The 18,045-nt window shown below is 70.6% G+C and carries 15 protein-coding genes and 1 pseudogene; 8 read left to right on the forward strand and 8 right to left on the reverse strand.

Translation table 11 applies throughout. The features are described 5' to 3' along the window. Window positions 1–3: 3 nt before the first annotated feature. On the reverse strand, window positions 4–1,683 hold the full coding sequence (qcrB, locus tag ACWD3H_RS07325; RefSeq protein WP_451954395.1) for a cytochrome bc1 complex cytochrome b subunit: 1,680 nt from the start codon (window positions 1,681–1,683) through the stop codon (window positions 4–6). 241 nt (window positions 1,684–1,924) lie between these two features. On the opposite strand from qcrB, the gene ACWD3H_RS07330 reads away from it, so the two are divergent. The 4 genes and pseudogenes from ACWD3H_RS07330 (at window position 1,925) to ACWD3H_RS07345 (ending at window position 5,744) form a co-directional block, all read left to right on the forward strand. Continuing rightward, window positions 1,925–2,722, forward strand: a complete 798-nt coding sequence (locus ACWD3H_RS07330) for a glycerophosphodiester phosphodiesterase (RefSeq protein ID WP_451954396.1) — start codon at window positions 1,925–1,927, stop codon at window positions 2,720–2,722. Between the two features lie 162 nt (window positions 2,723–2,884). After that, a pseudogene (locus ACWD3H_RS07335) lies at window positions 2,885–4,261 on the forward strand (MFS transporter); the annotation flags it as partial. Between the two features lie 148 nt (window positions 4,262–4,409). Further along, a complete protein-coding gene (locus ACWD3H_RS07340; protein ID WP_030904469.1) occupies window positions 4,410–4,754 on the forward strand; it encodes an RNA polymerase-binding protein RbpA in 345 nt (114 codons plus the stop codon). A 171-nt stretch (window positions 4,755–4,925) separates the two neighbouring features. Further along, on the forward strand, window positions 4,926–5,744 hold the full coding sequence (locus ACWD3H_RS07345) for an isocitrate lyase/PEP mutase family protein (protein ID WP_350919380.1): 819 nt from the start codon (window positions 4,926–4,928) through the stop codon (window positions 5,742–5,744). Here ACWD3H_RS07345 and ACWD3H_RS07350 read toward each other — a convergent pair. Further along, the gene (locus ACWD3H_RS07350; protein WP_451954536.1) at window positions 5,726–6,964 is read right to left on the reverse strand and encodes a PP2C family protein-serine/threonine phosphatase; all 1,239 of its coding nucleotides are present in this window, start codon (window positions 6,962–6,964) and stop codon (window positions 5,726–5,728) included. The genes ACWD3H_RS07345 and ACWD3H_RS07350 overlap by 19 nt on opposite strands. 199 nt (window positions 6,965–7,163) lie before the next feature. Continuing rightward, window positions 7,164–7,346 (reverse strand): hypothetical protein, encoded by a 183-nt coding sequence (locus ACWD3H_RS07355; protein ID WP_355564926.1) that lies wholly within the window; start codon window positions 7,344–7,346, stop codon window positions 7,164–7,166. Window positions 7,347–7,601: 255 nt separating this feature from the next. Between ACWD3H_RS07355 and ACWD3H_RS07360 the strand changes: the two genes are divergently transcribed. Together ACWD3H_RS07360 and ACWD3H_RS07365 are read left to right on the forward strand one after the other, a co-directional pair. Next, window positions 7,602–8,723, forward strand: a complete 1,122-nt coding sequence (locus ACWD3H_RS07360) for a S1 family peptidase (RefSeq protein ID WP_451954397.1) — start codon at window positions 7,602–7,604, stop codon at window positions 8,721–8,723. A 64-nt stretch (window positions 8,724–8,787) separates the two neighbouring features. Then, a complete protein-coding gene (locus ACWD3H_RS07365) occupies window positions 8,788–9,351 on the forward strand; it encodes a snapalysin family zinc-dependent metalloprotease (RefSeq protein ID WP_355564920.1) in 564 nt (187 codons plus the stop codon). Window positions 9,352–9,455: 104 nt separating this feature from the next. On the opposite strand, the gene ACWD3H_RS07370 is transcribed toward ACWD3H_RS07365, so the two are convergent. Further along, window positions 9,456–9,953 (reverse strand): GNAT family N-acetyltransferase, encoded by a 498-nt coding sequence (locus ACWD3H_RS07370; RefSeq protein ID WP_451954398.1) that lies wholly within the window; start codon window positions 9,951–9,953, stop codon window positions 9,456–9,458. Between the two features lie 204 nt (window positions 9,954–10,157). On the opposite strand from ACWD3H_RS07370, the gene ACWD3H_RS07375 reads away from it, so the two are divergent. Continuing rightward, window positions 10,158–10,601 carry an SRPBCC family protein gene (locus ACWD3H_RS07375; RefSeq protein ID WP_350919365.1) on the forward strand — a complete coding sequence of 148 codons (444 nt, stop codon included), beginning with the start codon at window positions 10,158–10,160 and terminating at the stop codon, window positions 10,599–10,601. On the opposite strand, the gene ACWD3H_RS07380 is transcribed toward ACWD3H_RS07375, so the two are convergent. The 4 genes from ACWD3H_RS07380 to ACWD3H_RS07395 form a co-directional block, all read right to left on the reverse strand. Continuing rightward, window positions 10,588–11,163, reverse strand: coding sequence for an FxsA family protein (locus ACWD3H_RS07380; protein ID WP_350919362.1), 576 nt, complete (start codon window positions 11,161–11,163; stop codon window positions 10,588–10,590). The two genes, ACWD3H_RS07375 and ACWD3H_RS07380, sit on opposite strands and share 14 nt — an antisense overlap. A gap of 130 nt (window positions 11,164–11,293) precedes the next feature. Further along, on the reverse strand, window positions 11,294–12,046 hold the full coding sequence (locus ACWD3H_RS07385) for a polyprenol monophosphomannose synthase (protein ID WP_451954399.1): 753 nt from the start codon (window positions 12,044–12,046) through the stop codon (window positions 11,294–11,296). Further along, the gene (gene lnt, locus ACWD3H_RS07390; protein WP_451954400.1) at window positions 12,046–13,731 is read right to left on the reverse strand and encodes an apolipoprotein N-acyltransferase; all 1,686 of its coding nucleotides are present in this window, start codon (window positions 13,729–13,731) and stop codon (window positions 12,046–12,048) included. Before lnt ends, ACWD3H_RS07385 begins: the two co-directional genes overlap by 1 nt. Window positions 13,732–14,310: 579 nt before the next feature. Further along, on the reverse strand, window positions 14,311–16,422 hold the full coding sequence (locus ACWD3H_RS07395; RefSeq protein ID WP_451954401.1) for a HelD family protein: 2,112 nt from the start codon (window positions 16,420–16,422) through the stop codon (window positions 14,311–14,313). 409 nt (window positions 16,423–16,831) lie between these two features. On the opposite strand from ACWD3H_RS07395, the gene ACWD3H_RS07400 reads away from it, so the two are divergent. Beyond that, the gene (locus tag ACWD3H_RS07400; protein WP_355567009.1) at window positions 16,832–18,028 is read left to right on the forward strand and encodes an ROK family transcriptional regulator; all 1,197 of its coding nucleotides are present in this window, start codon (window positions 16,832–16,834) and stop codon (window positions 18,026–18,028) included. Window positions 18,029–18,045: the final 17 nt, after the last annotated feature.

Raw genomic sequence — 18,045 nt, forward strand, 5'->3', positions numbered from 1 at the left:
CCGTCACCGGGACGGGCGCCCGCTCTCATCCGTGCTCGAGCCGGTGCCCGGACCGATGGCCGCGCGCCCTTCGGCCCCCTGCCCGTCCTGCCTCTGCCCGTCGTGCCCCCGGGCACCGTCGAGCGGGACCTTCTCGCCTCCGTAGATCCTGCTCATCCTGGCGCGAAGCCTGGCGAGCCGGCGGTGTCTCCCGGCCTCGGGGATCCTCTCCTTGTCCTCGACGGCCGCGGGGACGGTCGGGATCGGCCTCTTGCCCCGGATGAGAGCCTCGATGCCCTCGTTGGGCGGGACGTGCACCTCGATGTAGTCACCCAGCGGCCGACGCTTGATCACACCGGTCTCCACGCCGTGGCCGATCTGCGCGGCGTCGCGGCGCTGCAGGCCCAGGCAGATCCGGTAGGTGATGTAGTAGGCCAGGGCCGGCCCCAGGAAGATCATGACGCGGCCGGTGTAGGTCAGCGCGTTCAGCGAGAGGTGGAAGAACGCGGCGATCTCGTCGTTCGACGCTATCAGCCACAGGATCCCGTAGAACGTGATCGCGGCCATGCCGATCGAGGTGCGGTGCGGGTTGTTGCGGGGACGGTCCACGACGTGGTGCTCGCGGTGGTCTCCGGTGACCCACGACTCGATGAACGGATACAGCGCCAGGCCCGTCATGATGATGCCCATCGGCACCAGCGCCGGGATCAGCACGCTCAGCGGCAGCGTGAAGCCCAGGAAATTGATCTCCCAGGAGTGCATCAGGCGGAGCGCGCCGTCGAGGAACGCCAGGTAGAAGTCGGGCTGCGAGCCCGCCGAGATGTTGGCCGGGGTGTAGGGGCCGTACAGCCAGATCGGGTTGATCTGGGCGAAGGTGCCCAGCAGCGCGATGACGCCGAAGGTGAACATGAAAAAGGCGTTGGACTTGGCGATGAAGGACGGGTAGAAGGGCCCGCCCACCACGTTGTCGTTGGTGCGGCCCTTGCCCGGCAGCTGCGTGTGCTTCAGCACCCAGGTCAGCATCAGGTGGGCGGTGATCAGCGCCAGCAGGACGCCCGGCAGGAGCAGGATGTGTATCGAGTAGAACCGCGAGATGATGTCCTCGCCGGGATACTCGCCGCCGAAGAGGAAGAAGGTGAGCCAGGTGCCGATCACCGGAAACGAGATCATCGTGCCCGCGGTGATCCGCAGGCCGACACCGGAGAGCAGGTCGTCGGCCAGGGAGTAGCCGGTCAGCCCCTCGGCCAGGGCCAGCGTCAGCAGCAGCACGCCGATCACCCAGTTCAGCTCCCTGGGCTTGCGGTAGGCACCCATGAAGAAGATCCGGAGCATGTGCGCCATCATCCCGGCGACGAACAGCAGGGCGGCCCAGTGGTGCATCTGCCGCATCAGCAGGCCACCGCGCACATCGAAGCTGATGTTCAACGTCGAGGCGTACGCCTCGGACATCATGACGCCCCGCAGTGGGCCGTAGGAGCCGTCGTAGACGATCTCGCCCATGGTGGGCCTGAAGAAGAACGTCAGGAACGTACCGGTCAGCAGCAGGACGACGAACGAGTAGAGCGGGATCTCGCCGAGCAGGAACGTCCAGTGATCGGGGAAGATCTTCCGCAGGTTGCGCTTGAGAAAGGGGGCGGCGCCGAGGCGGTCGTCGACGAAACCGCCGACGCCCGCCACGGGCTTCGGAATGCTCCCGGTGCTCATGCGCGGCCTCCGTTCTCGTGGACCTCGGTCTCGACGTCGTGCTCCCGTGAACCGAGAACCAGCTGAAGCGGCGAGGCCTGCCGTGGACGACCAGGTATTTTTCATCATCCATGGCGATGAACAAGCCGGTGAACAAGCCGAGGCAAAGACTCGCCGATCGGCTCCGTTCCGGGGTCTTGTGACCCAAATGTTCATCTGCTCGCGATGACGAGCCCTGCTCACAGGGGGCATACTCCTGCACGTGCAGCGTCGTTACCCCTTCCTCGACCATCCCGCCCCACTTGCCTTCGCCCACCGGGGCGGGGCCGCCGAGGGCAGGGAGAACACCTTCGCCGCCTTCGAGCGGGCCGTCGAGCTCGGCTACACCTACCTGGAGACCGACGCGCACGCCACCTCCGACGGGGTGCTCCTGGCCTTCCACGACCACACGCTGGACCGGGTGACCGATCGCCGGGGACGGATCGCCGCGCTGCCGTACCGGCTGGTGCGCGAGGCGCGGATCGGCGGCGTGGACGAGATCCCGTTGCTGGAGGACCTGCTGGGCTCGTGGCCCGAGGCGCGCTTCAACATCGACGTCAAGGAGGCGGCGGCCATCACGCCGCTCGCCGAGGTGGTCAGGCGGACCGCCTCCCACAACCGGATCTGCCTCACCTCCTTCTCCGAGGAGCGACTCGCCCGTGCCCGCGCCGCGATCGGTCGCGAGGTGTGCTCCTCGCTCGGACCACGCGGCGTGGCGGCCCTGCGCGCCGCCGCCACCACCTCCGGGTACGGCCGGCTGCTCGCCCGCCTGGCCCGCGCCGGGGTGCCGTGCGCGCAGGTGCCGGTGGGCTTCCGCGGCCTGCGGATCGCCACGCCCGGCCTGGTCCGCACGGCACACGCGCTCGGCATGCAGGTCCACGTGTGGACCGTCAACAACACCGGGGTGATGGAACGCCTGCTCGACGCGGGCGTGGACGGCCTGATGACCGACAACATCTCCGGACTGCGCGACGTGCTGGAGGCCCGTGGCCAGTGGCACCCCGGCCGTCTCGCCGCATGAACCGCATGAGTTGTATGAACCGCATGAACCGCGCGGGTGGCGCGCGGGCGCGTGACCGCCGGAACAGGCGCGGCCCCGCGAGAGCACCGACCCGGCCACCGCGCGCGTGCCCTCTCGTGGCGACCTGAGCGCACGACGGCGCGAGCACCCCTTCCCCCGCCCCCCAGCGAACCGAGGACCCCCATGACCTCCGAACAGGTCGTCGAGGAAACCCCCCAGGCCCGCCGTCGCGAACAGCGCGGCTGGTACTTCTACGACTGGGCGAACTCCGCCTTCCCCACCACTGTCCTGACGGTCTTCCTCGGCCCCTACCTGACGACGATCGCGGAGACCGCCGCCCAGGGCCGCCCTTATGTGGACGTGCTCGGGTTCGACGTGCGGCCCAGCGCCTACTACTCCTTCGTGGTGGGCAGCGCGGCCATCCTGCAGATCATCCTGATGCCCGTGGCGGGCGCCCTGGCCGATCACACCGGCCGCAAGAAGGAGCTCATGGGGCTGTTCGCCTACCTCGGCGCCGGTGCCACCCTCTGCTTCTGGTTCGTCGCCGACGGACGCTACCTGCTGGGCGGCGCGCTGTTCCTGGTGGCCAACGTCGCCTTCGCCGCCGCGTTCGTGATCTACAACTCGTTCCTGCCGGAGATCGCCACGGCGGACGAGCGCGACCGGGTCTCCGCCCAGGGATGGGGTTTCGGCTACCTCGGCGGCGGCCTGCTGCTCGCCTTCCACCTGGCGCTCTTCCTCAAGCACAAGTCCTTCGGCGTGACCGAGGGCGAGGCCGTGCGCATCGCCCTGGCCTCGGCGGGCCTGTGGTGGGGTGGGTTCACCGTCATCCCGCTGCTGCGGCTGCGCAACCGGCGGGCGCTCGCCCCCGGTACCGAGACGGCCGCTCAGGCCGTGACGGGCAGCTTCCGCCAGCTGGGCCGCACGATCAGGGAACTGCGGCGCTACCCGCTGACCCTGGGCTTCCTGGTCGCCTACCTCATCTACAACGACGGCGTGCAGACGGTCATCTCCTTCTCGGCCACCTATGCCGACAAGGAGCTCGGTCTTGACCAGACCGTGCGGATCGCGGCGATCCTGATGGTGCAGTTCGTGGCCTTCTTCGGGGCGCTGCTGCTCGGCCGGCTCGCCGGCTCGTACGGGGCCAAGCGGGTCGTGATGGTCGCGCTGATCGCCTGGGTCGCCGTGGTGGCCGTGGCCTACTTCCTGCCCAAGGGGTCGGCGGGGCCTTTCTTCGCGCTGGGATTCGCCATCGCGATCGTGATGGGCGGGACGCAGGCACTGTCGCGGTCGCTGTTCTCACACGTGATCCCGCGGGGCAAGGAGGCGGAGTACTACAGCCTGTACGAGATCAGCGACAAGGGCTCGACGTTCCTCGGGTCGTTCACCCTCGGCCTGGCGCTCCAGCTGACCGACAGCTACCGCCTGGGCATCATCTCTTTGGTGATCTTCTTCGTGCTCGGTTTCGTGCTGCTCGCCCTCATCGACCTGCCCAAGGCCATCAGAGCGGCCGGAAACCAGGTGCCGGAACGCCTCTGAGAACGCCCCGGAAAAGGGTTCCTTCACAGACCGGGTCAAGAACGTGCGATTGGATCACCCTGTCTGTGGGAATCCACACACGGTATCAAGCGTTGTACGCCGTGGGAGACGAACCCCTCACGACGGGGCCCTCAGGAGGCATTCAGACATGGGCGAGCGTGCGCTACGCGGTACCCGGCTCGGGGCGACCAGCTACGAGAACGACCGCAACACCGATCTGGCCCCGCGCCAGGAGGTGTCCTACACCTGCCCGAAGGGCCATCGATTCGACGTTCCGCTTGCCGCTGAGGCCGAGATCCCGGCGACCTGGGAGTGCCGCATGTGCGGTGCGACCGCCCTCCGGGTGGACGGCGAGGTGCCGGAGGCCAAGAAGGCCAAGCCCCCACGCACGCACTGGGACATGCTGCTGGAGCGCCGCACGATCGAGGACCTGGAGGAGGTGCTCAACGAGCGCCTGGCGATTCTACGCGCCCAGCGCCGCAAGAGCGCCTGACTGATTCGAAGGGACGGAGACCTTCGGCCCCCTGGCCAGGGGGCCGAAGGTCTCCGTCTTCTCCGCTGCCTTCTCCGCTGCCCCGGTGACGACCTGGGCACGAAGTGGCTCAACCGATTAATACGGAATTGGTCCTTGGGGTCGGTCCACTTTCTCCCTAAGGTCACTTCCATGACCACTCAGACCAGCAGAGAAACCACCGGCACCACCTCGACGACGGCCGGTGAGAAAGCCGCGGCGCTCCGGGCGCTGCACGTGCCGGGCCGCCCGCTGGTGGTGCCCAACGTCTGGGACGCCGCGTCGGCACGTGCCGTCGAGGCCGAGGGGTTCCCGGTGATCGCCACCGGCAGCGCCGCCGTCGCCCCGGTGCTCGGCTACGACGACGGTGAGGAGACACCGGTCGAGGAGATGCTGGCCGCGATCGCCAGGATCAGCCGCTCGGTCGGCCTGCCCGTCACCGCGGACATGGAGCGCGGCTACGGGCTGGAGCCCGCCGAACTGGTCGAGCGGCTCGCCGCCGCCGGGGCTTCCGGCTGCAACCTGGAGGATTCCGATCCGCGCACCGGCGCCATGGTCGACGCCGACGAGCAGGCGGCCTTCCTGGGCGCCGTCCGGTCCGCCGCGGTCGACGCCGGCGTGGACCTGGTGATCAACGCGCGGATCGACACCTACATGAACGGCACGGGAGACGCCGGGGAGCGACTGGCCGAATCGGTGCGGCGGGGCCGCCGCTACCTGGAGGCGGGCGCCGACTGCGTCTACCCGATCTTCGCGGCCGAGGCCGAGGCCGTCCGCGCACTGGCCGAGCGGATCGAGGGGCCGATCAACATCCTGTTCCGTCCGGGCACGCCGTCGCTCGGCGAGCTGGCCTCCCTCGGGGTGGCCCGGGTGAGCTTCGGCCACGGCCTGCACAAGGCCGTGCAGGCGTACACGGCCCGGATGCTCACCGCGATCCGGGACGGCGAGAGCCCCTATTCCCCCGCGCTCTGACCCGGCGCCCCACCGGGCCAGAGGCTGAGCTTGCCCCCGGCTCCGTCACACCACTCCACCAGCAGGACCGTGGCGTCGTCCTGGAGCCTGCTGTCATGGTGTTTCAGCACGCTGCGGACCAGGCGGCGCAGGGTTTCCGGCACGGGCAGGTCGTCGGCGTTGTGCCGGACGATGAAGTCGACGAAGCGCTCCAGGCCGAACTCCCTGCCCTCCCGGTCGCGGGCCTCGATCATGCCGTCGGTGTAGAGGAGCACGCGGTCGCCCGGCTCCAACTGCTCCCTGCACAGGGTCACCGGCAGCCCGAGTCCGAGGCCCAGCGGGTGAGCGGGCGGGCACCTCAAGGTGGTGACCCATCGCCCCCCTCTGATCACCACCGGTGGGTGATGGCCCCGGTTGACCCAGGTGAACACTCCGGTGCGCATGTTCAGGTTGGCCAGAATGGCCGTGGCGAAACGGTTGCCCCGGCCGAACTCCTTGATCAGCACCTCCTCGATCCCCTCGCTGACCCGGACGAGGCCGATACCCTGGCGGCGCTGGTTGCGGCAGGCGGCCACCGCGAGGTTGGCGGTCAGCCCGGCTGACGCGTCATGGCCCATCGCGTCGAAGACCGCCAGGTGGACGGATTCGCCGGCCAGCCCGTAGTCGAAGGCGTCGCCACCGAGCTCGTACGCCGGTTCGAGCGCGGCGCCGATCACCACCTTCTCGCCGGCGAAGGTGAGCGGCGGCAACAGGTTCCACTGCATCTCGGCGGCGACGTTCATCGGCCGGGTCCGCACCAGCCGGGCATAGGAGTCGCTCTGGGAACGCTTGCTCACCAGCATCAGCGCGACCACGGACGCCAGATACCGCATGTCCTCCTGTGCCCGGTCGCCGTCGGTGTCCGGCCGGACGCTGACGCGCAGCACCCCGAGGCGTTCCGTGCCGTCCAGCAGCGGCACCCACCATCGTCCCACCTCGCCGGCGGCACCGGCGCTGGACAGGACCCGCACCTCCTGGAAGGCCCGCCCCGCCAGCGTTCCGTCGATCCGCAGCTCGGCCGGCTCCCGCTCGGCGCCCTCGCCACCGCCCCGGCCGGTAAGCAGGCGCAGCACGTCCTGCTGCAGGTCGGCCAGATAGATCAGCACGTCGTACAGACCGGCGTGGGCGGCATGCTCCTCGACAAGGGACGGCAGCCGCTCCACCGTGCTCAGATGGCTGGCCTCGACAAGTCCCGCGAGCATTCTCGCCCGTCCCTGGTAAGGCCCCACGTCGTTCCCGCCCGCCTGCGGCGTGGATGGCGCAGATCCGTCCACGGCAACTCCTCGAGACCCCCGGCCCGCGCCGGACGCCGAACACGAGCGGCCCATCCGGCGCTTGTAAGAGAACCTCTACCCCTGCCAGGGGGATCGACCCGGGTTCTCCCGGCGGGATCCGTACCCGTCAATCACCCTCGCACAGGGCGACGGCCTGCTGGTGCGGGTAGACGTGCTTCAGATCGTGTCCGGGGGGCAGGACGCAGCGGCGCTCGTCGTGCTCGGTGTGCGGGCACCGGGACGCGTCATCGCGGCGTGGTAACGGCGCCGGCCCTCCGCTCCCACCGTCGACGGCGACTTCTTCGGCCATGGGCACGCGTCCTCCTGCAACCGATCGTTCGACGCCGCTCCGTCCGATCGCTTTCAGAGATCGACATCCGTGCGCCGAGGGCAAGGTGATCAGTCTTCCAGAGTCCTTCACAGCCGCGCGAGTGGGGTGGACCAGTCGATCACGCGTCCGCCATCGGTGATCAGGACTCCATAACATCGCGATAGGGATCGTTTGGGAGATCCCTTGACGGGCGTCCCGCAAATACCTTGACAGCACCCCTCACAAGGAGTGTTCATGTTACGTCGAGGTACCCTCCTGGCCGGAGCCACCACCGTGGCCCTGTACCTGGTCGCCACCGTGGCGCCCGCCGTCGCAGCACCCGCCCCCCTCGCCCCCCAGCCTCCGGCAGCGATGCTCGAGGCCCTCCAGCGCGACCTCGGCCTCACCGCCGAGCAGGCCGTCCAGCGACTGGCCAACGAGCAGCGCGCGGCCGCCTCGGAGTCCGCCCTGAGCGGTGAGCTCGGCGCCGACTACGCCGGCGCCTGGCTCAACGGCGACGCCTCCCAGCTCTCCGTGGCCACCACCGACGCCGCCGACGCCGCCGCCATCAGGGCCAAGGGCGCACAACCCGTGATCGTCGGCCGGACCCTGGCCGAACTCAACGCCGTCCAGGACGGTCTCGACCAGGCCTCCGCGGAGGCGAAGGCCGGCGCGTCCCTCTGGTACGTCGACGTGACCACCAACAGCGTCGTCGTCCTCACCGGCGACCAGGCCGCGGGCGAGGCCCTCGTCGCCGCCGCGGGCGTCGACAAGAACGCCGTACGGGTGACGCTCTCCGCCGAGAAGCCCCAGCCCCTCATCAACATCATCGGCGGCAGCGCCTACTACATCGGCTCCAGCCGGTGCAGCATCGGCTTCTCCGTCCGTAAGGGAACCACTCCCGGCTTCGTGACCGCGGGACACTGCGGCCGGGCCGGCAACGCCACCACCAACCCGTCCGGCACCTTCCAGGGCTCGTCGTTCCCCGGCAACGACTACGCCTGGGTCGCCACTCCCGGCCACACCGTGCAGCCGTGGGTGCGCGGTTCCGGCGGCGCGAACGTGATCGTCCGCGGCTCCACCCAGGCCTCGGTCGGCGCCTCGATCTGCCGCTCGGGCTCGACCACCGGCTGGCGCTGCGGCGTCATCAGCCAGCACAACACCAGCGTGACCTACTCGCAGGGCACGGTGAGCGGCCTGACCCGCACCACCGTGTGCGCCCAGCCCGGCGACTCCGGTGGCTCCTACATCTCCGGCAGCCAGGCCCAGGGCGTCACCTCCGGCGGCTCCGGCAACTGCACCGTCGGCGGCACCACCTACCACCAGCCGGTCAACGAGATCCTCTCGGCGTACGGGCTGACGCTCGTCACCGGCTGATCCCACCTCCTCACCAGCTGCTCCCCGTGAGCAACCCCCCGATGGCCGAGGAGGCCCGCTAGAAATGTCCAGAATCACTCGCCTCGGTGTCGCCCTCATCCTGGGACTGGCCTTCCTGGTGGCCATCCCCGCCCAGGCCACGCTCGTCCACGCGGCGGACGCCCGTACGGCGGCCGTACGCGTGCTCAGGTACGACGCGAGCAGAGCTGCGGAGTTCCGGTCCGCCGTGGATCAGGCGGCACAAATCTGGAACTCCAGCGTCTCGAACGTGCGACTGGTGGCCGGCAGCCCCGCGGACTTCGTGGTGCTCGCCGACAACGGCTGGCCTCGCGCGCAGCCCACCAGCCTGGGCCGCGGAACCGTGTGGATGGGGCGGCAGGCGACCACCGAGGGCCACAACCCGCTGCGTATCGCCACCCACGAGATCGGCCACATCCTGGGCCTGCCCGACCGGCGCACCGGCCGGTGCACGGACCTGATGTCCGGCGCGAGCGCGGGCACGAGTTGCACCAACCCCTACCCGAACGCGGCGGAGAAGGCCGAAGTCCAGCGGAACTTCGCCGGGTTCGCCCCGGCGATCGACTTCGGTGAGATCTACGTCGACAGCCCGGAGCGCGTGGCGTCCTAGCCGATCGTCCAGGTACCCGCGGGCACCTCGCCGGCCCGGCCGAACCCATCGGCCGGGCCGGCGAGGGCGTGTCGGCCTGCGTTCGCCGGGAGCCCCCGGGCTTTTCATGACAGGAGTTTCTCGAAGCAGTGGGAGCCCGCGAGCCGCTCGTACGGAGGGAAGATCGGGACAGGGGTGTACCCCTCCCTCCGGTACAGCCTCACCGCGTCCGGCTGGCGGTCGCCGGTCTGCAGGACGACCCGGGACGCGCCCAGCCCGCGAGCCGCATCCTCCGCCGCGGCCAGCAGGGCTCGCGCCACCCGGGTGCCCCGGTGCGAGGGGGCCACGAACATCCGCTTGAGCTCCAGTTCCCCGCCGAGCCTGCGCAGCGCCACGTGCCCGACGGGGAGACCCTCCGCCGAGTACGCGACCCCGCTGTAGGCGACGGTCTCGGGCTCGACGTCCATGCCCCGGGGCAGCAGGTCGGGGGTGGCGGCGAGCAGGTCGGCGTAGCGGGCGCGCATCTCCTCGGCCATGGCCTGGCGCAGCGCCACGGCCGCGGCGTCGTCCCAGGGCACGGACCTGACCGTGACCAGGCCGGTTCCCTCCGCGGACGCGGTCATAACAGCCCCTCTCCCCCTCTCTGTTCCCATGGTCACAGACCCGCATGGCACCGGCCCGCACCGGCGTCGCCCGTCAGGCCATCACATTCTCACGGTCCCGACTCGACTAAATACCGCTTTAAAAGGTAGGAAAATAGCATTTTCCTGTCAATGTTCGCGGCGCGCCCCAGGGGGCGGCCGCCGGGCAGTGGGAAGGAACCGGAGGTGACCCGTTCTCACATCAGCGTCTCGGTGGACGCACATGCCCGGCCCGAGCAGGTCTTCTCCGTGCTGACCGACTGGTCGAGGCACGACGAGTGGATGGTCCTGACCCGGGCCCGGGTCACCGCCGGGAACGGCCGTAGCGCCGGGAGCCGACTGGCGGCCTTCACCGGCGTGGGGCCTCTCGGGTTCCTCGACACCATGGAGATCACCGAGTGGGACCCGCCCAGGAGCGTGGGGGTCCGGCACACGGGGCGTCCGGTGCGCGGCACCGGGGTCTTCCGTGTGCTGCCCCGTGAGGGCGGCGGCAGCACCATCATCTGGGAAGAGGATCTCGACCTGCCGTTCGGCGCGGCCGGGCGGCTCGGCTGGCTGGCGGTCAGGCCGCTGAACGCCGCGCTGTTCCGGCTCTCGCTGCGCCGTCTGGCCGCGCTCAGCGATCGGTGAGGCTCCGGGGGCCGGCGGTCCCGTCGGAGGCCCCTTCGGGGGCTCTTCCAGGTGCGGCCGGCTCGTCACGGATGACCTCCCCGTGCAGGACCGGACCCGAGCCGGGCGGCCTCCCGGCGTCGCGCAGCACGTCGAAGGGCGACCCGTCGCCGAACGGCGAGCCGAGCCCGGCACCCGCCGCGTTCCTGGCCATGATGGTGCGGACCCGGCGGGCGAAGAACCAGGCTCCGAGCCTGCGGACCATCGGCCGGGTGAAGGGCAGCAGGCACAGGATGCCCAGCACGTCGGAGAGGAATCCGGGGATGAGCAGCAAGGTGCCGCCCACCAGGATCAGGCCGCCGCCGGCGAGCTCGCGGTCGGGCATCCGCCCGCTCTGCAGCGCGCTCTGGAGGTTACGCCAGGCCCGGCGGCCCTCGCGGCGCACGATCCAGGAACCGAGCAGGCCGCCGGCGAGCAGGAGGGCCAGCGTCGTCCAGCCACCGATGACCTGACCGACCTGTATGAGCACCAACACCTCAAGGACCGGCACTACAAGGAAGGTCAGGACCAGCAGAAAGCGCATCTTTGCCTCAACTCATGCGACAGCCGTATGACATGACAACGCCGCAGAGCGGCCGCGCGTTCCGCGTTCGCTCAGCGTGGACGCATCTTCGGCGGAGCCTTGGGACCACGCTCTCGCCGTACCCCGGAGATCAGCGACCACGGCGGCGGCGCAGACGCGCGGGCAGGCCCATGACACCCCAGGCGGCGACCCGCCAGAAGGCCTCGACCACGACGCCGCGGCCCATCTTGCTGGTCCCGATGGTGCGATCCACGAAGGTGATCGGCACCTCGGTGACGCGCAGCCCGTTGCGGACCGTGCGCAGGGTCAGATCCACCTGGAAGCAGTAGCCCTGCGACTCGACGTCCTCCAGGCCGATTTTCTCCAGGGTGGCGGCACGGTAGGCACGGAACCCCGCGGTGGCGTCGCGGACCGGAAGGCCGAGCATGAACCGGGTGTAGATGTTGGCGCCGCGCGACAGGAACTCCCGCGAGGCCGGCCAGTTGACGACCTTGCCGCCGGGCACCCACCGGGAGCCGATCGCCAGGTCGGCCCCGTCGACCAGCCTGTCCAGCAGCTTGGGCAGTTCCTCTGGCCGGTGGGAGCCGTCGGCGTCCATCTCCACGAGGACACCGAAGCCCTCCCCCAGGCCCCAGCGGAAACCCGCGATGTAGGCCGCGCCCAGGCCCTGCTTGCCTCCCGGCCGGTGCAGCACGTGGACGTGGTCGTCGTCGGCCACCAGCTTGTCGGCGACCGCCCCCGTGCCGTCGGGGCTGTCGTCGTCGACGACCAGGAGGTGCGCCTCGGGCACGGCCTCGCGCAGCCGCCGGGTGATCATCGGCAGGTTCTCCCGCTCGTTGTACGTCGGGACGATGACGAGCACCCGACCAAGCATCCGCTCCATCACGCGTCTCCCACCTGCTGATCGTCTTTCCGGATCACGGGGTGCCCCACGCTACGCGTCCGGCGCCGCCAGGCGACGGCCAGCGCGCCCGCACCCACAAGTATCAAGGCCCATTCGGGCAGCGCGCCCACGCGTGTGGCGATGGTTTGCGCGGTCCTGACCGGGACTGTCAGGACGTTCATGGCGGGCACCAGTTCCCCGGTGCGCCAGGCGATCGAACCGCTCGGAGTCACGTATGCCGATATACCCGTAATTGCGGAAGTGATCACCGCCCGATTGTGCTCCACGGCCCGCAACTGGGACATGGCGAGTTGCTGCGGCGGCAGGTTGGTCAGCGCGTAGGTGGCGTTGTTGGTCTGCACCACCAGCGGCGAGGCGCCCGTCCTGGCGGTGTCACCCACGATGCCGTCGAAGGCCACCTCGTAGCAGTTGATCGCGCCGATGGTCACCGGCCCCAGCCTGAGGTCGCCGTCGCGGGTGCCCGCCACCGACTGCTTGCCGACCAGGGACGCGCGTTCGAACAGGGCCAGCACGAGGTCCTTGAGCGGGGTGTACTCCCCGAAGGGGACCAGTTGCTGCTTGTCGTAGTGGGCGCCGGGCCCGGTGACCGGGTCCCAGACCAGGCTGCGGGTCGCCCGGTTGTTCTCCCCGATCCCGACCACCGCGCCGACCAGGACGGGCACCCCGATGTCCTTGACCGCCGCGTCGATCTCGCTCCTGGCGAACTCGCTGCGCAGCGGGTCGATGTCCGTGGAGTTCTCCGGCAGCACGACCAGGTCGGGGCGGGAAGTCCTGCCCTCCCTGACGTCCCGCGCCATCTGGTGGAGCATCCGGGTGTGGTTGCCGAGGACCACGGCCGGCTCGTCGCCCAGCGGGTGCATGCCCCGGCCGGGGACGTTGCCCTGGATGACGCCGACGGTCACGTTTCTGCCCTCGTCGCCGTACCGGGGGACGGCCAGCGCCCCGGCCGGCACGGCCAGCGCCCCGGCGAGCGGCCACGCGACGGCCCGCCCCCAGCGCGGGCCCCGGGCCCCTTCCGGGGCCGAAGACGTGCGCGATGCCCGGAGCGCGGGCGAAGCCGGGAACGATCGCGACACCGCCAGCGCGAGCAGGCCACCGCACAGGGCCACCGCGAAGCTCACCAGCGGCGCCCCGCCGAGTGCCGCGTACGGGGTGAAGATCGACTCACCCTGGCTGAAGGCCACCCGCGCCCAGGGGAACCCGCCGAAGGGGAACTCGCCCCTGGCCCACTCGGCCGCCACCCAGAGCGCGGCGCTCCACAGCGGCCACAGGCGCAATCTGGCCACCAGGGCGGTGCCCGCACCCCAGGCGGCGTAGAAGGCGCTCTCCATGGCGACCAGCCCCAGCCAGGCATCGATGCCGATCGGGCTCACCCAGTACAGGCCGGGCAGCAGCAGGGCGAGCCCGGCCAGCAGGCCCAGCCAGGTGCCACGGCGCGGGCGGGTGCCGTGCACCGCCAGGACCGCCGAGGCCATGCCGAGCGGCGCGAGGAACCAGAGCCCGAGCGGCGGAAAGGCGAGGAAGATCAGCAGGCCACCGGCCATCACACCCGCGACGCGGGCGGGCAGTTCCAGACGGGAAGGGGGAGGCGAGGTCACCTCGCCTGACGGGTCGTCCGTATCGGACGCCTCCGGCACCGGGGCGGCCGTCTTCTCCTGCACCACGGGCGGGGCTCCTTGCGATGTCGTACGGGCCGGTGACGCCCGGTCCTCCTAGCCCGAACGCTACCGCCCAGCGGGCACGCCCCCAAAAAGTTCCACGACATATTCCTCGCAAGCCCACCAGATCGCCCTGAAACCAGCAAACCCCCAGAGGGGCTCCATAACCGGCAACGGGGCGGTCCGGGGTGTCCTTCGACACCCCGGACCGCCCCGACGCTTGCGGCGCTCGCACGGGAGCGGGAAGAGAGCCCGGACAACCCTTCGGACCGGTTCCGTCCCGTCGGCGGCGAGCGCGGATTGCCGTTGTCTACTGGGTGCCCGGACCCCTCCTGGGTCCAACCCCCCGCCCGGAAGGAGTGCCCCGCCTCGACGGACTGCCGGCCCTGCGTCTGGCTGAACGGACGGGGTCACCCCCGTCACGGGCGCAGGAAACGGCGATGTCGAAAGGCGGCCGACCGGCCAGTCCCGTGCTGGACTGGGCAGCAAACTACCGAGCCCAGCGCAGATGTCAACCGTGTCACTAACAGCGGAAACATCAAGTTTTCGCAGCTGGGACATGATCGACGAGAGCCGTCAATGGTCTCATGTGATCCGATGTCTCTCAAGTCGAGCGAGGGCATCGGGAAGCGGACCGTCGTGCACGACGCCAAGCCGCTGGGTCGCGCGGGTCAATGCCACGTAAAGGTCGCTGGCCCCGCGCGGGGACTCGCCCAGGATCGACTCCGGTTCGACCACGATGACCGCGTCGAACTCCAGCCCCTTGGCCTCGGCGACGGTCAGCACCGCCACCTGGGCGTCCAGGGCGGCGGCCCCCGGACCGGCGACCGCGCCGTCGACGGAGCGGACCACCACCTCTCCGAGCTCCCGCGCGCGCGACTCGGGGACGATCACGACAAGTCGCCCACCCTCCACGATCTCGGCCTTGACGACGTCGCCGAGCGAGGCCGTCGGTGAGGCCGCCCACGGGCGCGCCCCGGTCTCCCTGACCGAGGCCGGGGCCTTCAGCGCCGGATCGACCAGGGTGAGCACGTCGGCGGCCACCGCCATCAGCTCCGCCGGGGTGCGGTAGTTGACGCTGAGGGTCTCCTCGCGCCAGCGCCCGGCCACGTAGGGGTCGAGGACCCGGCCCCAGGAGCGCGCCCCGGCCGAGGATCCGGTCTGGGCCAGGTCGCCGACGATCGTCATCGACCGCGTCGGGCAGCGACGCATCAGCATCCGCCAGTCCATCGGCGACAGCTCCTGCGCCTCGTCCACGATGACGTGGCCGAAGGCCCAGTTGCGGTCGGCCGCGGCGCGCTCGGCGGTGGTCAGGAAGACGTCGTCGCCGAGGTGGCGGGCGGCGAACTTCTCGGCGTCCATGATGTCGGAGAGCCCGGTCAGCTCCAGGACCTCCTTGGCGTAGGCGAGCTGGTGCTGCCGCTCGTCGAGCGCGGCGGCACGCTGCGCCGCCTGCTCCTCCTCGGCCATCCAGGCCCCGGCCCGCAGCACCGCGGGGTCGATGTCGCCGAGCAGTTCGGCGGCCTCGTCCAGCAGCGGTACGTCGGACTCGGCCCACCAGCTCTCCCCCTTGCGGGGCGGCTCGCGCAGCATCAGCTCCCGCTCGGCCTCGCCGAACTCGGCGGCGGCGTGGTCGAGGCGCTCCCGGGAGGTGAACAGTCCGATCAGGAGCTGCTGTGGTGTGACGTAGGGCCACAGCCGGTTCAGGGCCGCCTTGACGGGCCGCTCGGTACGGAGCTCCTCACGGATGTCGGCCAGCTCGTCGTCGTCGATCATCCCCTTGCCCAGCTGCCTGGCCGCCTGGCGGGCGAGCGCGTTGAGCAGGTGGCGGACGAAGAGCGCGCGGGCCTCGTTGTGCGCCCGCCTGGAGCGGGCCGCCCTGTTGCGTGCCGCCTCCAGGACGTTGCCCTCCAGCCGCAGGGTGTAGCGGTCGAGGCGGATCTCGATCGGCTTGCGCGGCACCCGCTGCCGCTCGCGCACGGCCCGTGCGATGACCTGGGCCATCCGGGAGTCGCCCTTGAGCCCGGCCACCTCCGGGGGCTCCTTGCGCCCGGGAACGACCCCCGGGTACAGCTCGGAGACCGTCGACAACAGCACGTCGGTCTCCCCCAGGGAGGGCAGTACCTGCTCGATGTAGCGCAGGAATGTCAGGTTCGGCCCGAGTATGAGCACCCCCCTGCGGGCCAGCTTCTCCCTGTGGGTGTAGAGCAGGTAGGCCGCCCGGTGCAGCGCGACCACGGTCTTGCCGGTCCCGGGACCGCCCTGCACGACCAGTACCCCGCCCAGGTCCGAGCGGATGATGCGGTCCTGCTCCGACTGGATGGTGGCCACGATGTCGCGCATCCGCCCGGTGCGCCGCGCGGCCAGGGAGGCGAGCAGGGCGGCCTCCCCGTTGAGGGTGGCCACGTCCTCGTCCGTGAGGTTGTCGAGATCCAGGAGATCATCGTCGATCCCGATCACCCTGCGGCCCTTGGTCTGCAGGTGGCGACGGCGGGTGACGCCCATCGAGGCCGCGGGGGTGGCACCGTAGAAGGGCTGGGCGACCGGGGCGCGCCAGTCGATCAGCAATCGGCGCTGATCGTCGTCGGCCATGCCGATGCGGCCGATGTAGAGGGAGGTGTCGTCGGCGTTGTCGAGCCGGCCGAAGCACAGGCCGTTCTCGACAGCCCACAGACGGCCCAGACGCTCGGCGTACATCCCGGCGAAGGTGTCGCGCTCAGAGCGGTTCTGGTGCGTGCCCCCGCTCCCTCCCTGCGCGAGGACGCCGTCCAGCTGCCGCTGGGTGCGCTCGCGCAGCAGATCGAGCCTCGCGTAGAGACCGGAGACGTACTCCTGCTCCTTGGTCAGCTCGATTTGACGGGTTGCCGTCGCTCCATTATCGTTGCTAGTAATGGGATACTCCGGACCATTGCGCTAGTTGTTATGACAAACCATCACCCTAGCAGGTCCGTTGAGAAGTTTACCCGCCCCTGCGCCATCACAGCTTTATTGCGACGGCTCCTGCCCGCTTGACGAGGATCCGCCGGGTTCCTTACATTCACTCGAAGTTAGGAAAGTTTCCTAACTTCGCTTCGCCGGTGAATGCGAGGACGCACGCGGAGGGCCAGTGAAACAGCCGACGCCGGGCACCCCCAGCCTGCTGCGCGCGATCAACGACCGCGCCGCCCTGCAGGCGCTGCTGGAGCGCGGCCCGCTGACCCGCCCGGAGATCGGCGCCCTCACCGGCCTGTCCAAGCCCACCGCCTCACAGCTCCTCATCCGCCTGCAGGAGGCGGGCCTGGTCGTGCTCAACGGCATCCGCGAGGGACTGCCCGGCCGCACCGCCGAGGTCTACCGGCTCAACCCGGCCGCCGCGTACGCCGCCGCGATGGACGTCACGCGCGCGGGCATCGACGTCAGGGTCGCCGACATCACCGGCGCCGTGGTCGGCGAGTACCACCTGCCCACTCCCGGCCGCTCCGGCGGCGACGCGGTGGAGCGGGTCGCCGCCGCGCTGGAGGGCGCGGGCGCCCCGGCGACGCCGCGGTGCGCGGTCATCGGCGTGCAGGGCACGATCGACCCGGGCACCGGCAGGCTGGCCTACGCCACCAGCAGGGACATGCCCGGCTGGCACATCCCCGACCTGGTCCGCACCCTCGGCGACGGCCTGGGCATACCGGTCGCGATAGAGAACAACGTCAACCTCGTCGCCCAGGCCGAGCAGGCGCACGGCGTGGGCCGGGGCCACCGGGACTTCGTGCTGCTCTGGGCCGACGAGGGCCTGGGCGCGGCGCTGGTCCTCGGCGGCCGGCTGCACCGGGGCGCCACCGGCGGCGCCGGCGAGATCGGCTACATGCCCACCCCCGGCGCGCCGACCGCCAGGGAGACCGGCCGCTACGCCAACCACGGCTACCAGGCACTGACCGGCGGCCCCGCGGTGCTCAAGATCCTCCGGTCGTACGGCGTGCGCGGCGGCGCCCCCGCGCAGGCGGTGCTGAACGCGGTGCGGGCCGCCGCCTCCACCGGCAGGCGCGCCGACGACGCCCGTGCCGGGCTGCGCGACATCGCCTCCCGGCTGGCGGTCGGGCTGGCCTCGATCACCTCGGTCATCGACCCCGAGATCATCGTGCTGACCGGCGGGACCCTGCTCGCGGGCGGCGACACCCTGCGCGAGCTCGTCGAGCACGAACTCCACGCGCTGACCATCCCCCGACCACCGCTGCTGCTGTCGACCGTCGAGGGCAATCCCGTTCTCGCCGGCGCGCTGGATCTGGCCCTCGCGACCGTACGCGACGAGGTCTTCGGCTCCACAGTCCCTTCTTGACCCTCCCGTGTACCCCC

This window comes from Streptosporangium sp. NPDC002607 (assembly GCF_053592655.1).